The organism is Mesorhizobium sp. M0659, assembly GCF_040320605.1.
Lineage (GTDB): Bacteria > Pseudomonadota > Alphaproteobacteria > Rhizobiales > Rhizobiaceae > Mesorhizobium.
The window spans coordinates 211,424-227,859 of record NZ_JAMYPY010000009.1 but is presented as its reverse complement, the minus strand read 5'-3'; the positions used below and the strand labels follow the sequence as shown (position 1 = coordinate 227,859).

Below are 16,436 nucleotides of genomic sequence, written 5' to 3'. Positions count from 1 at the left end.
AGGTCAGGGCACACGCTCAATTCACCAACAGGCGATAATCCTTGAACCTATGAGAGAAAACGTAATCCCTTGAGTAACCGGCGCTACCGCCGCGAAAATTCACGGAGATTATCTCGAAGCTTCTCCCAACCTGTTTTTGAACATTCATGTAGATGGGAGTCATCAGCATGCCGGCATCGCAATCGTCGTCATCGAAAGCGATCTCCTGAACGACCTTCTTTTTCTTCTTATCGATGACCCGCAGCTTATTCATGCAGACGAGAAAGCCCGCTTTCTCGTAGACCCCGGCAAATCTGTGGGTGGCTGTCTGCGCCCAGAAGGGAATCTCGACGGTGCCGTCAACCTTCGCCTCACCGGTATCGTCGAGGTTTGCGACCTTCTTCAGCGTGATCGGGAACTTGTCCGAGCCCTTGCTCCAAGTCCCTGTTGCGCCGCTTTCGCCAAGGTCGAGAGAAAACGGACATCCGGTGGTGCCAACGGGCGTTTTCGATCCCATGACCAGCACCCGGTCGAACTCCCTGTCGTCCGCAATCTCGCAAAGGAAGACGCTGGTGCCACTGATCTTGCCGTACACCGCTATCGGGCTTTGCTTCGCGTCGTGGAAATAGCTCCCCTCGACCGTAATCCCGCTGCCGAAACTGTCATATCTCTGCAGCGATAGGTGGACGGGGTTAGGTCCGATGGAGCCTTCGTAGTTTTCGACCTGATACCAGCCCGCGGCGGCTTTCCCGGTCAGCAGCAAAACGCAAAACATTGCCGATATGAACAGTCTTCCCATTCCGTCCCCCAGTGAAGGCAGCGTACCATAGCTGTCCTTCCTCTGGGTGTCTGCATTCTGATGGAAGCGGTTCCCGGTTTGAGTCCGAAAACAGCTCCAATCATTTGTTTTAACGCATCAAATTCACGACGATGACGCCGCCGAGCGCCAGCGCACCGCCGATTATGCCGAGCAGCGTCGGCACTTCGCCCAGCCAGAAGAAGCCGATCAGGGCTGACATGGGCGAGACCAGATAGAGGAAGTTCGAGGCGCGCGCTGCCGGGAGGCGCGACAGTGCGGTTGCCCATGCGGCATAGGCGATCAGGCTGGGCACGATGCCAAGAAAGATCACGGCGCCGATACCGGCCGTGTTGGCGGCAGCGGCCTGCGCAAAGCCGCTTGGCAGAAAGGGTGCCAGGCAAAGCGCGCCAAGGATCATGTTGGAGGCCGAAATGGTCAGCGGGTGATGGCGGGCAAAGAGCGGCTTCTGGACGATCGTGTTGACGGCCGAGCACAGCGCGGAGCCAAGAACCAGCAGCGCGCCGGTGTCGAAACTCAAGCCATTGCCGTCGGCCACGGCGATGATGCCGATGCCGGCGAAAGAAATCGCCGTGCCGAACCAGGCCCAGCTTGAGAAGCGCTCGCCCAGCAATGCCATTGCCATGATGGCGGTGAAGATCGGGCTGACATTGATGATGAAACCGGCGGCACCCGCCGACACGGTCAGTTCGCCGAAATTGAGCATGACAGTGTAGAGCGCGACGAAGATGGCGCCGCCAAAGACCAGGCGCCACACTTCGTCGAGCCTCGGCAGCGCCGGGCGCTTGACGGCAAGAAAGATCGCCGCCGGCACCGCGGCAATGGCAAAGCGCAGCGCACCGAGTTCCAGCGGCCCGAAAGCGGCGAGGCCGGCACGGATCGCGGGAAAGGCCGAGGCCCAGCCGACCACCGTCAACGCCACGGCGATGGCCGCCGTGGTGTCCATCCGCTGTGTCGGATTCGACGTGCTGGTCGTTGCGCTCATCTGCCTGTCCTCGGGTTCCCAGAGTGTTGAAAGGCAGAAAGCGCCTTTTCGGCGCCGTTGACAAACGATCAAATCGAGGATCACCTGTGACTATGGATCACAGCTCAGACACAATGGTGCCGCTCGAGACCCTGCGCGCCTTCGATGCGGCGGCGAGAACGGGGAGCTTTTCGGCCGCGGCCGAGAAGCTCAACATCACCCACGGCGCCGTCAGCCGGCAGATCGCCAAGCTGGAAGACTGGCTGGGCCTGAAAGTGTTCGACCGCGGGGCCCGCGGCGTCTCGCTGACCATCGAGGGCAACCGCCTGCATCTGCGCACGGCGGAAGCCTTTGCGCTGATCTCCAGCCATTCCGACCGCTGGGTCGAGCCGCGCGGCACCGCCGTGGTGCGGCTGACCTCGATACCCTCCGTCAGCGGGCTGTGGCTGATGCCACGCATGGCGGCGCTGGAGAACAATCCCACCAAGCTGCGCATCGTCCTCGACGTCGACATCCGCCAGGCCGACCTTGCCGATGAAGGCATCGACCTGTCGGTCCGCTGCGGCCGCGGCGGCATTCCGGGCCGCATCTCGGTGAAGCTGTTCGAGGAACATGTCTTTCCCGTCGCCGCGCCCGGCCTTGCCCGCGAGATCGGCCGCGGCGACCCGGCCCGGCTGCTGAGGTTTCCACTGATCAACGATTCCGACGCCTCCGGCTGGCGTGCCTGGTTTGCCGCGCAAGGGATGGACTACCGCCCGCGCCCGCAGGACCGCCGCTTCGAGGACTATAATCTGGTGCTCGACGCTGCCGCCTATGGGCTCGGCATCGCGCTGGCGCGGCCGCCATTGACCCGACATCAGCTGGAGGCAGGCCGCATCGTCGCCGTCGACGAGCGCACGGCGCTGAACCCGGTGTCGTACTGGCTGGACCGGCCGCTGGGGCGGCCGCGTACGGCTGCCGCCGAACTTTCACGCCGTATCGCTGTCGAGGCGGGGCTGGCGATGGACAAGATGGAAGCTTTCCTCGAAGCCGAGCGATAGCGGCGATCGTTCGGTGCTCAGCGAAGCACCAGCAGGGCTAGACCGACAATGGCGACGGCCAGAAACCCGGTTGCCAGCGCCATCAGACCGACACGCGTCTGCTGTCGGCCTTCCGGCTGGGCCGCATCATTCGGCCCAGACGTCGCCTGCTCCCGCTTCATTGGCATATCGGTGGTGGCAGCGCGGCGCTGCGGCGAAACCACGGGTGCGAGAAGCGCAAACCAGGGCAGTCCTGCGGGCTTTGCGGCAGCGCCATCTTCGGCCCTTGCCGGCGGCAGCGGCAGACCGCGCTGTGCATCGTCGTTCGCTGGCGTCGCCTTGCCTATCGCAGCGGTTGTCGGCCCGGTATCGTCGGGCGTGGCGTCACTAGGCTCGGCAAGGGCCAGATAGGCCTGGAGGATCTCGGCAGAACCCGTCTGCTGCCCCTTTGCCGTTGCCGCGGACAACAGCGCCTGCAGCGCCGGCGCCGCTGCCGGCTGCAAAGGCGCGCCGGACGGCGTCGGCGGCTGCACCACCGCCTTTATAAGTGCTGCTTTCGCCGGATCGGCCTTCGCCGACGGCAACGCTGCCAACATCATGGCCTCACGCAGCAGCGCGGTCAGGCGGGCGGATGAAATGTCCATACCGGTCCCATAAGAATGGTTTGGAGCGACAATAGCGCCTCAGCATTGCGTCAAGCTTGACCTTGCCGGCAATTTATGGCGATGAAATCAGCATGAACCTTGGCACCACTCCATGATGAACCGCTTCGAAGGCCCCGGCGGCAAGGAAGCCCGTATCCGCTATCTCGACGGCGACTTCCAGGTCACCAGCCCCGGCGCCTTCGTGCGCTGCGCGGTGACCGGCGAGAGCATTCCGCTGGACGAGCTCAAATATTGGAGCGTCGCCAGGCAGGAGCCCTATGTCAGCGCCGCCGCCTCGCTGCGCCGCGAGATCGAGATGCATCCGGACCTGCGCAGCCGGCGCTGACACCATTAGAACCCTAGGCGGGACAACCGGAAAGCATTTCCGGCTAACGTTCTTGTCCGGGCATTAGCCGGCGCTTGTATATCGATACTATTGGTGATTGACTTGTCCCCAGGGCTGAGTGGGGGAAAAATATGCCAAATTTTGCGAAAGACGACATAACCGCCAGTAGCAATCAAAATGGGTCCAAAAGCAACACTGCGCAATCATCACAAAAGCCTAACGGCAAAGTAAGAGAATACACCGCGTCCGAAAAGATTGCCATAGAAGCACTAAATCGGCACGACAAAAATATAGATCACATTGAGCCGTACGATGAGATAGAAAACTTTGGAAATTCGACTCTAGTATTAGCAGAAGTTTTTTGGCCTCCGGCCGTTGGCAAGAAGGATTTTGATGGACCATATGAATATCAGGTTGTGGTGAGGAATGGCAGAGGCTCGGTCTACTCCGACTTCTCTCAAACTGTCCGAGAGGGATCGAAGCAAGCAGAAATAATTTCCAGGCTGGCTTCACCCGACGTGGAGACGGCAATCCTAACGTTTATCCTGGTCCTCGCATACATCTGCCTTGTTGGGTTGAAACTAGCCACACCAGAGGCCTCACAGGCCTTAGGTACAGCGCTATCAACCGTACTAGGGTTTTGGTTTGGCAGACAAACAAAGTCAGTCTAGCCTTCCGCCACCAACTCATTTGCGGATCGAGTCCGATATGGTTTGCTTGTCGAACACCATCAGCCATTCAGCTTGCGCTGTCTCCAGGCATCCAGCGTCTCGTCGATGATGCGCTCCGGCACAGTGTCGAGTTCGAACGTGGCGTCGATCTCCAGCACGGCGAGTTCAGCGAGGAAATTGGCCGGGGCAGCGCCATGGCGCAGCCGGGCGGCGTCCTTGGCGGTGGTGACGAGGCCCAGTCCATCGCGGCGCGCGGTTGCCGCCAGTTCCGCGAGCTCATCAGGGGCATAGAAGTGATGGTCCGGAAACGACCGGGTCAGCGCCACTTCCGCACCGGTGCCGCGCAGCGTCTCGAAGAATTTTTCGGGATGGCCGATGCCGGCAAAGGCGAGGAACCGCCGGCCGGCGAACCGCTCCTTGCCGCCCGGTTCAGCATGCGCCTCGAAGATCGGCCGGCCGGCGCGCGCCGCCTGGCGCACGACCTGGTCGGCGGCGGTGCCCTCGCCCATCTTCAACAGCCCATCGGTGAACACCAGTTGGTCGACGACGTTGGCGCGCAGCGGCCCACCCGGAATGACGCGGCCATTGCCGATGCCGTAGCGGGCGTCGACGACGACCAGCGCATAATCAATATGGATGCGCGCGCTCTGAAAACCGTCATCCATGATCAGGAAATCGCAGCCATGGGCTTCCATGAGCAGCTTGGCGCCGGCGGCGCGGTTCGGGCTTACCGCAACCGGCGCATGCTCGGCCAGAAGCAGCGGCTCGTCGCCGACATGCTTGGCGGCGTCGTGACTGGCATCGACAACATGCGGCTGCGCAAACAAGCCGCCATGGCCGCGCGACAGGAATCCGGGATTGAGCTGCATGCGCCTGGCCTGCTTGGCCAGCGCGATGGCGACCGGCGTCTTGCCGCTGCCGCCGACGGTGAAGTTGCCGACGCAAAGCACTGGTGCGTCGATCTTTTCACGTACCGCCCGGTGCATACGGCGGCCGGCGACCATGCCATAAATCGCTGATAGCGGCGACAGCGCAAAGACCCGCCAGTCCGGCGCTTCCCACCAGAAAGGTGGTGCTTCGGACGCCACCTATCGCCCGTCGGCGCCCTTCAGGCGCGACTTGACGATCAATGGCTGGATATAAGGCTCGAGCGACTTCAGCGTGTGCGCCAGCGCACCGCGCATCTGGTCGACTGTGGCGGCACCGGCCGCCATCATCTCATGGCGCGCAACTTCATTGCTCAGCAGGAAATTGACGGCGCCGGCCAGCATGTCGCGGTCGCGCACCAGCTTGGCGCCGCCGCTGTCGAGCAGGCGCTGATAGGCCTCGCGAAAATTCTGGACGTTGCGGCCGGCCAGCACAGCGGTGTCGAGCATGGCCGGCTCCAGCGGGTTCTGGCCGCCTTCCGAGGTCAGCGAGCGGCCGACAAAGGCGATTTCCGTCAGCCGGAGATAAAGCCCCATCTCGCCGATCGTATCGCCAAGGAGGATATCGGTGTCGGCGGTGATCCGGTCGCCCTTGCTGCGCCGCGCCAGCTTCAGGCCCATGCCGGAAATCTGTGCGGCCAGCGCTTCGGCGCGGTCGGGATGGCGCGGGACGATAATCGTCAGCAGGCCATGGTGGCGCTTGTAGAGCGTGGCGTGGACTTCCGCCGCGACCACCTCCTCGCCGTCATGGGTCGAAATTGCCGCCCAGGTCGGGCGGCCGGCGATCTGGCGCTTCAGCGTCGCCAGCGCCCGTTCGTCGACGGGCGGCGGCAAGGTGTCGACCTTGAGGTTGCCGGACACGGTGACCGGCCGGGCGCCAAGCGCGCGAAACCGTTCGCCGTCGACATCCGACTGGGCAACGACATGTGCAAGGTTCTCGAACAGCGCCTCGGCGATGTTGGCGCGCTTCTTCCAGGATTTGAACGAACGGTCGGAGAGCCGGCCGTTGACCAGCACCTGCGGCACGTGGCGGGCGCCGAGCTCGAGGATCGTCATCGGCCATATCTCGGATTCGGCGATGATAGCCAGGTCCGGCCGCCAGTGATCGAGAAAGCGGCTGACGGCCGGCTTGAGGTCGAGCGGAACATATTGGTGGATGATGCGGTCGCCCAGCCGTTCGTCGGCAACCTGCGCCGAGGTCACTGTTCCCGTCGTCAGCACGATGTTGACACCGTAGTCGAGGATGCTTTGCACCAGCGGCACGACCGCAAGGGTCTCGCCGACGCTTGCCGCATGGATCCAGATCACCGGCCCTTCGGGGCGCGGCCGCCCGGCAACGCCGTAGCGCTCACGGCTGCGGCTGCGGTCTTCCTTGCCCTGCGATGTGCGCCAGGCGACATAGGGACCCATCAGCGGATAGGCGGCTGCACCGGCAAGGCGGTAGGCCGCCAGGAAGGCGCGCGCCCAGCCGACACTCATGGCCTGCCGTCCACGAGCCGATAGGCCTCGGCGGTCGCGGCATTGAGCGCGGCCGTGACTTCCTGGCGCTTGCGCTCCATTTCGGCCTCGTCGGCGTTGGCCGGCACGAAAACCGGCGTTCCGATGACGATCGAGGAGCGGCCGAACGGCAGGTTGATGGTGGTCTTGTCCCAACTCCTTTCCAGCACCTTGCGGCGGCTGGTGGCGATGGCGGCAGGCATGATCGGCCGGCCGGAAAGGCGTGCCAGCAGAACGATACCAAGCCCCGCGTCGCGCGGCGTGCCGTGGGGAATGTCGGCGATCATGGCGACGTTCTTGCCGGCGACGAGTGACTTTTTCAGGGCGATGAGCGCCTTGGCGCCGCCCTTGTCGAGATGCTTCGTGCTTTCACGCCCGCCGGAGCCGCGCACCGCCTCGATGCCGAATTTTTCGATCATCAGCGCGTTGAGTTCGGCGTCGGCGCTGCGCGAGACCATGGCGACCAGCGGCCGTCCCTTGGGATAATAGGCTGGGGTCAGCAGATGCTGGCCATGCCAGAGCGCGATGATGCCGGGTTCGAATTCGGCGTAGTCGCCGCCTGAAAATTTAGCCGAGCCTTCGACCACGCGGTTGGTCAGGCGCACCAGGCGTACGAACTGGGCGAGCAGGCTGACGATCATGCTCTTGACGATTCGCGACTGCGCCAACGGCTCGCGGATCTTGCGCCAGAATGTCTTCGAACTGCCGCCGCGTCTTCTTCGGACCGCGGCGCCGGTGGGCTGCCCTTTCACCGCTTCATGCTCCATCGCTGTCAACCGGCGGCCTTGCTTTCAGGGTCGAGCAGCCGGTGCAGATGGACGACGAAATAGCGCATATGGGCATTGTCCACGCTGGCTTGCGCCTTGGCCTTCCACGCGGTGTGCGCGGTTTGATAGTCCGGATAAACGCCAACGATGTCGAGCGCGTCGAGATCGCGGAACTCGGTGCCTCCCAGCTTCTTCAGCTCGCCGCCGAACACCAGGTGCAAAAGCTGTTTCTTTCCGTCTTCCGCGGCCATTTCGGTCCTTCACATATTGTGAGTTTGCGACAGGTCTAGCCCAAAGCTGCCCACTTTGGAACCTTCGATCACGCTTCCGTATCGGCAATGACGCCGGCAAGCACGGTCAGCAACTGCCCGCTGCCGGCGACCAGCGCGCCGTGACGGATGATCTCCCCGGCATAAAGCGGCGCGCGGCCATGGCCGTCGAGCACGGCGCCGCCAGCCTCGCGCAAGATGAGATCGGCGGCGGCGATATCCCAGTCATGCGCGTTGGGCTTGACGAAGGTGGCGTCGAGCGTGCCGTTGGCGACCATCGCCAGCCGGTAGGCGAGCGAGGGAATGTGCGCCGCCCGCCGCACCCGGCCCTGCCATTGCGGCGGCATCAGGTCGATCAACTGCTTCAGCCCGCCGATCTCGACCGTCTCGCCCAACTGGCGCACGGCAATCGGCTTGCCGTTGCAGAAAGCTCCATGGCCAGGCAACGCCCAATAGGTTTCGCCCTTGGCCGGACATTCGAGCACACCGGTGAGCGTGCGGCCATTCTCGACCACCGCGACGCTGACGCACCACGAGCGCAGGCCTTCGAGGAAGCCGCGGGTGCCGTCTATGGGGTCGACGACAAAGGTGCGCCGCGCCAGAAGCCGCGCCGGATCGTCAGTCGTTTCCTCTGATAGCCAGCCATAGTCCGGCCGCGCCGCAAGCAGGGTCTCGCGCAGATAGGCGTCTGCCGCGTGGTCGGCTTCGCTGACCGGCGAGGTGCCGCCCTTCATCCACACTTGCGGGTTCTTGCCGAAATAGCGCATGGCGATCGCGCCCGCCTCGCGGGCGGCGTCGCGCAGCAGATCGAGGTCGTCCGAGGCCCCGGCCGATATGACCGGGTCACGCTCCGGCAAGGGTCATTCCTTCGATCAGCAGCGTCGGTGCGGCGGTGCCGAAATCGCGGTCAAGATCGCTCGCCGGCACCATGTTGAGGAACATCGTCTTCAAATTGGAGGCGATGGTCACCTCGGCCACCGGATAGGCAAGCTCACCATTGTCGATCCAGAAGCCGGATGCGCCACGGCTGTATTCGCCGGTCACCATGTCGACGCCCTGGCCGAACACTTCGGTGACATAAAAGCCGGATTTCAGCGACCTGATCAGGTCTTCCGGCGTCCTGTCGCCCGGCTCGATGGCGAGATTGGTCGAAGACGGCGATACCGACGAGCCGCTGCGCGCGCCGCGTCCGTTGGTGGTCAGCCCCAATTCCCGCGCGGCGGACGTCGACAGGAACCAGTGCTTCAGCACGCCGTTCTCGACCATCAACAGCTTTTCGCCCTCGACGCCTTCGCCGTCGAACGGGCGCGAGGCCTGGCCGCGACGCCGTAGCGGCTCGTCGGTGACGGTGATGGCAGCCGACGCAACCTGCTTGCCCATCATCTCGCGCAAGAAACTGGTCTTGCGCGCCACCGAAGCGCCGTTGATGGCGCCGGCGAGATGGCCGGCAATGCCGCGCGCGACGCGCGGATCGAACACAACGTTGACCGGACCGGTCGCCGCCTTGCGGGCGCCGAGGCGGCGCACGGCGCGCTCGCCGGCCTTGCGGCCGATCAGCTCCGGCGCGTCGAGATCGGAAAAATGCTGGTTCGAGGAGTATTCGTAGTCGCGCTCCATGCCGGTGCCTTCGCCCGCAATAACGCTGGCCGAACGCGAAAAGCGCGATGCGACATAGTGGCCGACGAAGCCGTTCGACGTGGCCAGCACCAGCCCGCCGAGGCCGGCGCTGGCGCCGCTGCCGGCCGAATTGGTGACGCCCTTGACTGCAAGGGCCGCTTCCTCGGCGGCAAGGGCCGCTTCCTTCAACTGATCGGCCGAAACCTCGGTGGCGTCGAACAGATCGAGGTCGCGCACCTTGCCGACCAGCAAAGCCGGATCGGCGAGACCCTGATAGGGGTCCTCGGGCGAGACTTTGGCCATGGCCACGGCGCGTTCAGCCAGCGCCTTGGGGTCCGATGCCGCCGTCGCCGAGACGCTCGCCACCCGGTTGCCGACGAAGACGCGCAGCGAGACATCGTCGCCCTCGGACGCCTCAGTGTTCTCGACCTTTCCCAGCCGCACCGACACGCCGATCGAGCGGCCGCGCACGGCAACCGCGTCGGCGGCGTCGGCGCCGGCCCGCTTGGCAGCCTCGACCAGTGCCGCGACGCGGTCGGTCAATTTCGCTGCCTCTGATGTATCGGTCATGCGCGTGGTCCTGGCTGAAGCCGCGCCGGGCGGTAGCGGCTGCTGCACCATCTATTGTCCCAATGCGGCTTGTGCAATGGCGCACGGGCAATTGTCCCGCTGCGGCATAGCGCCCAAGCGGCCCGCAAAGCCCATCCGCGGCGGCGCCACAGACGCGCGGCTTGACCGGTTTGTGAGTTTAACCGAGGCCGATTTCCGTCAAGGAGTGGCGGCTGGCGTCCAGATCACGTCATCGATCCTCGTCGCGCCCGTTGCCAGCATCACCAGCCGGTCGAAGCCAAGCGCCGAGCCGCTGGCTTGCGGCATGATGGCGAGGGCGGCGAGAAAATCCTCATCCAGCGGATAGCGCTCGCCATAGACGCGCTCCTTCTCGTCCATCTCGGCGGCAAAGCGCCGGCGCTGCTCGGCCGGATCGGTCAGTTCGCCAAAAGCATTGGCGAGCTCGACGCCGCAGCAATAGAGCTCGAAGCGCTCGGCCACGCGTTGGTCCTCCGCACTCGGCCGGGCCAAGGCGGCCTCGGAGATCGGATAGCCATAGAGGATTGTGGCCCGCCCCTGCCCCAGCATCGGTTCGACCTTCTCGACCATCACGCGGCTGAACAAATCGGCCCAGTTGTCATCGTCGGCCGTGCGCAGGCCGGCCTTGACCAGAGCATCATGAAGTGCGGCGCGGTCTGTGCCGCCATCGGCAGAAACGGTGGCAAGAAGATCGATGCCGGCGTAACGCGCAAAAGCTTCCGCCACGCTCACGCGTTCCGGCTCGGCGAACGGATCGGCCTCGCGGCCGCGAAAGCGGAAGGTTTTGGCGCCGGCCCGCTCAGCCGCGAGCTTCAGCAGTTCGGCGCAATCGGCCATCAGGCTCTCATAGGTTTCGCCGACCCGGTACCATTCGAGCATGGTGAACTCCGGGTGATGCAAAGGACCGCGCTCGCGGTTGCGCCAGACGGCGCCCAGGCTGAAGATGCGCCGTTCGCCGGCGGCCAGCAGCTTCTTGCAGGCGAACTCCGGCGAGGTGTGGAGATAAAGCGGCCGGCGCGCGCCGCCGGCGCCGATCGCCTCGGTGGCGAAGGCTGAGAGATGCGCCTCGTTGCCGGGCGAAATCTGCAATGCCGCCGTCTCGACCTCGATGAAGTCGCGCTCGCCAAACCAGCCGCGCATGGCGGCAGCTATGGCGTTGCGGGCCATCAGCCGCGGCCGGCGGTCGGCGTGAACATCCGGCGTCCACCAGGGCGAAGCGCCAGTCATGGGTTTGCAGGGCAACGGAATTGCTGACAGGGCTGGCGGTTCGGGCCAAGATGCGCTACGGCGACGGCTCTCGCAGCCGATTTGCGCCGAACGATCGTTTCAGGCCAACGAAGTCTAGGATTGAAAACCGTGGTGAAGGTCATCGCCAGTTCGCTCCGTAAAGGCAATGTCGTCGACAAAGACGGCAAGCTTTACGTCATCCTCTTTGCCGAAAACATCCACCCTGGCAAGGGTACGCCGGTCACCCAGCTCGACATGCGCCGCATCTCCGACGGGGTGAAGGTTTCGGAGCGCTACCGCACCACCGAGCAGGTCGAGCGCGCCTATGTCGAGGAGCGCGAGCACACCTTCCTCTACGCCGACGCCGAGGGCTATCACTTCATGAACCCGGAAAGCTACGACCAGGTCGCGGTGCCGGAAAGCGTGGTCGGCGACATGGCGCCCTACCTGCTCGAAGGCATGGCGGTGCAGATCTCGCAGTTCAACGGCATCGCCATAGCCCTGGTGCTGCCGCAGCGCGCTACTTTCGAAGTGGTCGAGACGGAGCCGACGACCAAAGGCCAGACGGCGTCCTCGTCCTACAAGCCGGCCGTGCTTTCCAACGGCGTGCGCACGCTGGTGCCGCCGCACATCGCGCCGGGCACCCGCGTGGTGGTGATGACGGCTGACGGTGCTTATGTGGAGCGGGCGAAGGACTGACGCGCGAGCGCTTCCGTCCTGGTTGATCCGTTGCATTGCCTTCTGCGGCCGCTGGCTCGATAGTCCTGCCGATGTGGCAGACCTTTGTGACCTACTGGCCTCTGATCCTTGTGATCATTCCGATGCTGATGGCCGCCATCGGCATCGTCCACGCAATCATGACCAAGGAAGACGTGCGCGCCGCCACCGGCTGGGTCGGCGTGATGATCTTGTCGCCATTCCTTGGCGCGATCATCTATGCCATTGCCGGCATCAACCGCATCCGCCGCGCCACGATCAGCGCCATGCGGCCCGTCGCCGGTGAAGCCGAGACAGCCAAACACGACCACGACATTGCGCTCGAAACACTCATCTCAGCCGAATTCGGCCAGCGCTTTGCCGGCCTGAAGACGCTAGGCGACAGGGTGGCGCGGCGCGCACTGACGTCGGCAAACGCGATCACGATCCTCAGGACCGGCGACGAAGCTTACGCAGCAATGTGCCGGGCGATAGACAGTGCACAGCGCAGCATTCTGCTCGAGACCTACATCTTCGACAATGACGAGATCGGACGACGTTTTGTCGGATCGCTGGCCGGCGCGGTCCGGCGCGGTGTGACGGTTCGCGTGCTGATCGATGCGGTCGGCGTGCGCTATTCCGTGCCCAGCATCCTTGGGACACTCCGGGAAGCCGGCGTCACCGTCGATCTCTTCAACGGCAACATCGTCATGGGCCTGAGACTTCCCTATGCGAATTTGAGGACGCACAGGAAAATCCTGATCGTCGACGGTGTGGTGGCGTTCACGGGAGGCATGAACATCCGCAAGGGATTTTCGGCCGAATTCGCCGGCAGCGCCAGTTCGGCGGATACGCATTTCCAGGTCACGGGGCCGGTCGTGGCCGACCTGTTCGCGGTTGCCGCCGAAGACTGGCGTTTTGCCGGCAACGAGGCCCTCAAGGACGAGGTCTGGCACGTGGAAAAGCCCTCGCCGCCTCCCGGTCAGCCGATCCTGGTGCGGGCGGTGGCGTCGGGGCCGGACGCCAGCATCGAAACCAACCACAAATTGCTGACGGGGGCATTTTCCGTCGCCCGCAAATCGATCCGCATCATGTCGCCCTATTTCCTGCCGGACCGGGAATTTGTCAGCGCGCTGGTCACGGCTGCCCGGCGCGGCGTCGAGATCGACATCGTCGTGCCCGCGGTCAACAATCTCTTCCTGGTCGGCCGCGCCATGACGGCGCAGTACGACCAGGTGCTGAAGCACTATTGCCGCGTCTGGCGTCATGAAGGGTCATTCGACCATTCGAAGCTGTTGTCGGTCGATGGCGTCTGGGCCTATGTCGGCTCTTCCAACCTCGACGCCCGGTCGCTGCGGCTGAATTTCGAAATCGACCTGGAGGTGCTGGATACCGGCTTTGCCGCCGAGATCGAAGGGCGCATCGGAGCGGCAATCGCTTCCGCCAAACCCGTCACGCTCGCAACCTTGAAAGCGCGGCCATTTCTCATCCGGGTTTTTGACCGGTTGTTATGGCTGGGATCGCCCTATCTCTAATGCATACCGCCTCGAAGTGGTCCCGGTTGTGAGAGAACGATATGCATAGAACAAAGAATCAGGACATCGAATAGTAGGCCTATGGACATAAACGGACGCAGCCTTCCTGAAACCGTGCTCCTGTCGATCCGCGGCAGGAAAGCGCGCAATGCGAACGCGACGCCGCGCAAGCACATTGAAGGGGCCCAGATGGTGGTCGCCTCCTACAACGTCCACAAATGCATCGGCACCGACCGCAGGTTCGACCCCGAACGGACCGCCCGCGTCATCCGCGAGATCGGCCCCGACGTCATCGCGCTGCAGGAAGCCGACAACCGATTCGGCGACCGCGCCGGGCTGCTCGATCTTGCCCGGATCGAACACGAAACCGGGCTGGTGCCGGTGCCGGTTTCCGGAAGCGGCAAGGGCCATGGCTGGCGCGGCAACGTGCTTTTGTTCAAGCGCGGCACGGTGCGCGACGTCCATCAGATCAAGCTTCCGGGACTGGAGCCCCGCGGCGCGCTGGTTGCCGAGATCGACCTCGACGAAACGCGCACTCTGCGCGTCATCGCCGCGCATCTCGGCCTGTTGCGCCGCTCGCGCTCGGAGCAGGCCCGCGTCGTGCTCGACATCATGAGCAACCAGGATGAAAGGCCGACCTTGCTGCTCGGCGACCTCAACGAATGGCGGCTGGGCAACCGCTCGGCGCTCAAGACGCTGCACGCCACCTTTGGTTTCACGCCGGCGGCGGTGCCGACTTTCCCCTCAGGCCTGCCGGTACTGGCGCTCGACCGGATCATGGCCAACCGGCACGGCATGGTCTCGTCGGTGGAAGCTCATGATACGCCGCTGTCGCGGGTTGCGTCGGATCATTTGCCGCTGACGGCGTTTGTCAGCCTCTAACTCATCCGTCCCGCAGCCATACCAGCATCTCACCGGGTTCACGGTTGTCCCAGGCAAAGTACGGGACGGCGGTGATTTTCGTTTCGCTCACCGCGGGCGGATCGGTGCGATAGAGCCCGGTTTCCCAGTTTTCCTGGGCTTCCTTGCTGGCAAGTGCCGAAAGCGTGACGATGCCGCCGAGCAGGTTCGGCTCGGCATGCGCCTCGATTTTTGCCGTTCGCGGCAGAGCGATCCGATGCAACTGGCCGGGATTGTCGGTCTCCTCGACGCAATAGATCAGCGGACCGCGCGCAAGTGCGACGCGGCCGATGTCCTGACGCACCTCCGGATTGGCGAACAGACGGGCGATCGACATTTCGAGATCGAGTTCGACCCGGTCGCCCTGGCGCCACTCGCGCCGGATCGCGGCATAGCCGTCGCTGGTGATGCCGTCCAGATCGACCGCGGCGCCGTTGATCTTGAGCGCCGCCTTGCCGCACCAGGAGGGGACGCGCAGGTGCAAGGTGAACTCGACCGGCGCTTCGGCTTCGATCCGGATCGAGACCGCGCCATCCCAAGGATAATTGCTGGTCTGAATCAGACTGACCGCCCGGTTCGATATATCGAAGCGCGCGGTGCTGTCGCCGTAGAGATGAACGGCCAGCGCATCATCCGACAGGGAGTAGAAATAGCTGCCGATGGAGGCGACCATGCGGCCGATATTGGGCGGGCAACAGGGGCAGCGATGCCATTTCCAGCGATTGTGCCTGCCCCGGCTCTCCAACGGGTTCTCGTAGAAGAACAGCGAGCCGTCGAGCGACAGGCCGGAGATCGAGCCGTTGTAGAGTGCCCGCTCCATCATGTCGGCGTAGCGGGCGTTGGGACCCATGCCGAGCATGCGGCTGGCCCAGAACACGAGGCCGACCGAGGCACAGGTCTCGGCATAGGCGGTTTCGTTGGGCAGGTCGTAGTCGCTGGTAAAGCCCTCATTGTGCGCCGATGGCCCGAGGCCGCCGGTGACATAGAGGTTCTTGGTGGTGAGATCGTTCCAGAGCCGGTCGAGCGCTACCCTGAGCGTATCGTCGCCATATTCGGTGGCGATGTCGGCCATGCCGGAATAGAGGTACATCGCCCTGACCGCATGGCCGACGACCTTGTCCTGCTCGCGCACCGGCTTGTGCGACTGGTTGTACTCATAAGTCTTGAAATGATAGGCCTTCGGGTCGGCGCCGCGCGCACGCGCCTCCTCGTCGAAATAATGCGGCTGTTGCCCGCGCTGGTCGATGAAATACCTGGCCAGGTCCATGTATTTCTGCTCGCCGGTCGCCCGCGCCAGCTTGACCAGCGCCAGCTCGATCTCCTCATGGCCGCAATAGCCCTTCTTCTTGCCCGGCTCCGGACCGAAGGTGTCGGCGATATGGTCGACATAGCGGCACATGATATCCAGCAGCTTGCGCTTGCCGGTGGCCTGGTAGTAGGCGACCGCGCCTTCGATCAGATGGCCGGCGCAATAGAGCTCGTGGCAATCGCGCAGATTGGTCCAGCGCTTCCCGGGCTGGATGCGCTGGTACCAGCTGGAGAGATAACCGTCTTCCTGCTGCAGTCTGCCGTAGAGGTCGATGACGGCATCGATCTTCGTCTCGAGTGCCGCGTTCTTGCGCCGGTAGAGCGAATAGGCCGCGGTCTCGATGGTCTTGCCCCAATCGGAGTCCCAGAACATCTGCGTCGTCACCGTCGAGCCGGTGAAGCCGGGGCTGGCCGCCTCGTCGGGCGACGGCGAATGGAACGGAATGACGACGCCCGGCGAGGGCCGGTCCGGGTCGATCTGCTCCAGCATGCGCGCCTCGACGCAGCGCTCGTACAGGATGTCGGCGGTGCGCGACGCCACGGCATCGACGCGGTCGCCCCAGAAGCCGCGGACATCGACCTGCGGCACCGGCAGTGGGCGGAAGGCGAGTTTGCCGGGCTTGGCGGATGGTTTGGCGGTCATCGTGTCACTCCGTTGGATATTGG

General features: G+C 64.0%; 17 protein-coding genes. 6 read left to right on the top strand and 11 right to left on the bottom strand.

Features of this window, described 5'->3' with window-relative positions; translation table 11 throughout:
• Positions 1–16: 16 nt before the first annotated feature.
• Together NKI31_RS17200 and NKI31_RS17195 are read right to left on the bottom strand one after the other, a co-directional pair.
• The gene (locus tag NKI31_RS17200; RefSeq protein WP_352652151.1) at positions 17–778 is read right to left on the bottom strand and encodes a hypothetical protein; all 762 of its coding nucleotides are present in this window, start codon (positions 776–778) and stop codon (positions 17–19) included.
• A gap of 109 nt (positions 779–887) precedes the next feature.
• On the bottom strand, positions 888–1,781 hold the full coding sequence (locus NKI31_RS17195; protein WP_023694431.1) for a DMT family transporter: 894 nt from the start codon (positions 1,779–1,781) through the stop codon (positions 888–890).
• A 92-nt stretch (positions 1,782–1,873) separates the two neighbouring features.
• Here NKI31_RS17195 and NKI31_RS17190 point away from each other — a divergent pair, with 92 nt between their 5' ends.
• Complete coding sequence (locus NKI31_RS17190; protein ID WP_031208791.1) at positions 1,874–2,800, top strand: LysR substrate-binding domain-containing protein; 927 nt, start codon at positions 1,874–1,876, stop codon at positions 2,798–2,800.
• 17 nt (positions 2,801–2,817) lie between these two features.
• Here the strand turns inward: NKI31_RS17190 and NKI31_RS17185 are convergent, their stop codons facing one another.
• Entirely contained in the window at positions 2,818–3,423 is a 606-nt protein-coding gene (locus NKI31_RS17185; RefSeq protein WP_023694433.1) for a hypothetical protein, read from the bottom strand.
• Between the two features lie 112 nt (positions 3,424–3,535).
• Between NKI31_RS17185 and NKI31_RS17180 the strand changes: the two genes are divergently transcribed.
• Entirely contained in the window at positions 3,536–3,769 is a 234-nt protein-coding gene (locus NKI31_RS17180; protein WP_352497300.1) for a DUF2093 domain-containing protein, read from the top strand.
• A gap of 131 nt (positions 3,770–3,900) precedes the next feature.
• Positions 3,901–4,440: a hypothetical protein gene (locus NKI31_RS17175; RefSeq protein ID WP_352652150.1), complete on the top strand. Its 540-nt coding sequence runs from the start codon at positions 3,901–3,903 to the stop codon at positions 4,438–4,440.
• 59 nt (positions 4,441–4,499) lie between these two features.
• Here NKI31_RS17175 and lpxK read toward each other — a convergent pair whose 3' ends face one another.
• From lpxK to epmA, 7 genes are all read right to left on the bottom strand, one after another.
• Complete coding sequence (gene lpxK / locus NKI31_RS17170; protein ID WP_352497298.1) at positions 4,500–5,528, bottom strand: tetraacyldisaccharide 4'-kinase; 1,029 nt, start codon at positions 5,526–5,528, stop codon at positions 4,500–4,502.
• Positions 5,529–6,845, bottom strand: a complete 1,317-nt coding sequence (gene waaA, locus NKI31_RS17165) for a lipid IV(A) 3-deoxy-D-manno-octulosonic acid transferase (RefSeq protein ID WP_023671577.1) — start codon at positions 6,843–6,845, stop codon at positions 5,529–5,531.
• Entirely contained in the window at positions 6,842–7,630 is a 789-nt protein-coding gene (locus NKI31_RS17160; RefSeq protein WP_023682942.1) for a lysophospholipid acyltransferase family protein, read from the bottom strand. The genes waaA and NKI31_RS17160 overlap by 4 nt, the downstream gene beginning before the upstream one ends.
• A gap of 5 nt (positions 7,631–7,635) precedes the next feature.
• Positions 7,636–7,881, bottom strand: a complete 246-nt coding sequence (locus tag NKI31_RS17155; protein ID WP_023682943.1) for a DUF4170 domain-containing protein — start codon at positions 7,879–7,881, stop codon at positions 7,636–7,638.
• Positions 7,882–7,949: 68 nt separating this feature from the next.
• The gene (locus NKI31_RS17150) at positions 7,950–8,756 is read right to left on the bottom strand and encodes a 3'(2'),5'-bisphosphate nucleotidase CysQ (protein ID WP_352652149.1); all 807 of its coding nucleotides are present in this window, start codon (positions 8,754–8,756) and stop codon (positions 7,950–7,952) included.
• The gene (locus NKI31_RS17145; protein ID WP_023709712.1) at positions 8,743–10,086 is read right to left on the bottom strand and encodes a TldD/PmbA family protein; all 1,344 of its coding nucleotides are present in this window, start codon (positions 10,084–10,086) and stop codon (positions 8,743–8,745) included. Before NKI31_RS17145 ends, NKI31_RS17150 begins: the two co-directional genes overlap by 14 nt.
• 198 nt (positions 10,087–10,284) lie before the next feature.
• Positions 10,285–11,331 carry an EF-P lysine aminoacylase EpmA gene (gene epmA, locus NKI31_RS17140; RefSeq protein ID WP_352652148.1) on the bottom strand — a complete coding sequence of 349 codons (1,047 nt, stop codon included), beginning with the start codon at positions 11,329–11,331 and terminating at the stop codon, positions 10,285–10,287.
• A gap of 129 nt (positions 11,332–11,460) precedes the next feature.
• Here epmA and efp point away from each other — a divergent pair, with 129 nt between their 5' ends.
• From efp to NKI31_RS17125, 3 genes are all read left to right on the top strand, one after another.
• The gene (gene efp / locus NKI31_RS17135) at positions 11,461–12,030 is read left to right on the top strand and encodes an elongation factor P (protein WP_023682947.1); all 570 of its coding nucleotides are present in this window, start codon (positions 11,461–11,463) and stop codon (positions 12,028–12,030) included.
• Between the two features lie 71 nt (positions 12,031–12,101).
• Positions 12,102–13,562, top strand: a complete 1,461-nt coding sequence (locus tag NKI31_RS17130) for a phospholipase D-like domain-containing protein (RefSeq protein WP_352652146.1) — start codon at positions 12,102–12,104, stop codon at positions 13,560–13,562.
• Between the two features lie 81 nt (positions 13,563–13,643).
• Positions 13,644–14,444, top strand: a complete 801-nt coding sequence (locus NKI31_RS17125; RefSeq protein ID WP_352652145.1) for an endonuclease/exonuclease/phosphatase family protein — start codon at positions 13,644–13,646, stop codon at positions 14,442–14,444.
• A gap of 1 nt (position 14,445) precedes the next feature.
• On the opposite strand, the gene NKI31_RS17120 is transcribed toward NKI31_RS17125, so the two are convergent.
• Positions 14,446–16,413, bottom strand: a complete 1,968-nt coding sequence (locus NKI31_RS17120; RefSeq protein ID WP_352652144.1) for a glycoside hydrolase family 127 protein — start codon at positions 16,411–16,413, stop codon at positions 14,446–14,448.
• Between the last annotated feature and the right edge of the window lie 23 nt (positions 16,414–16,436).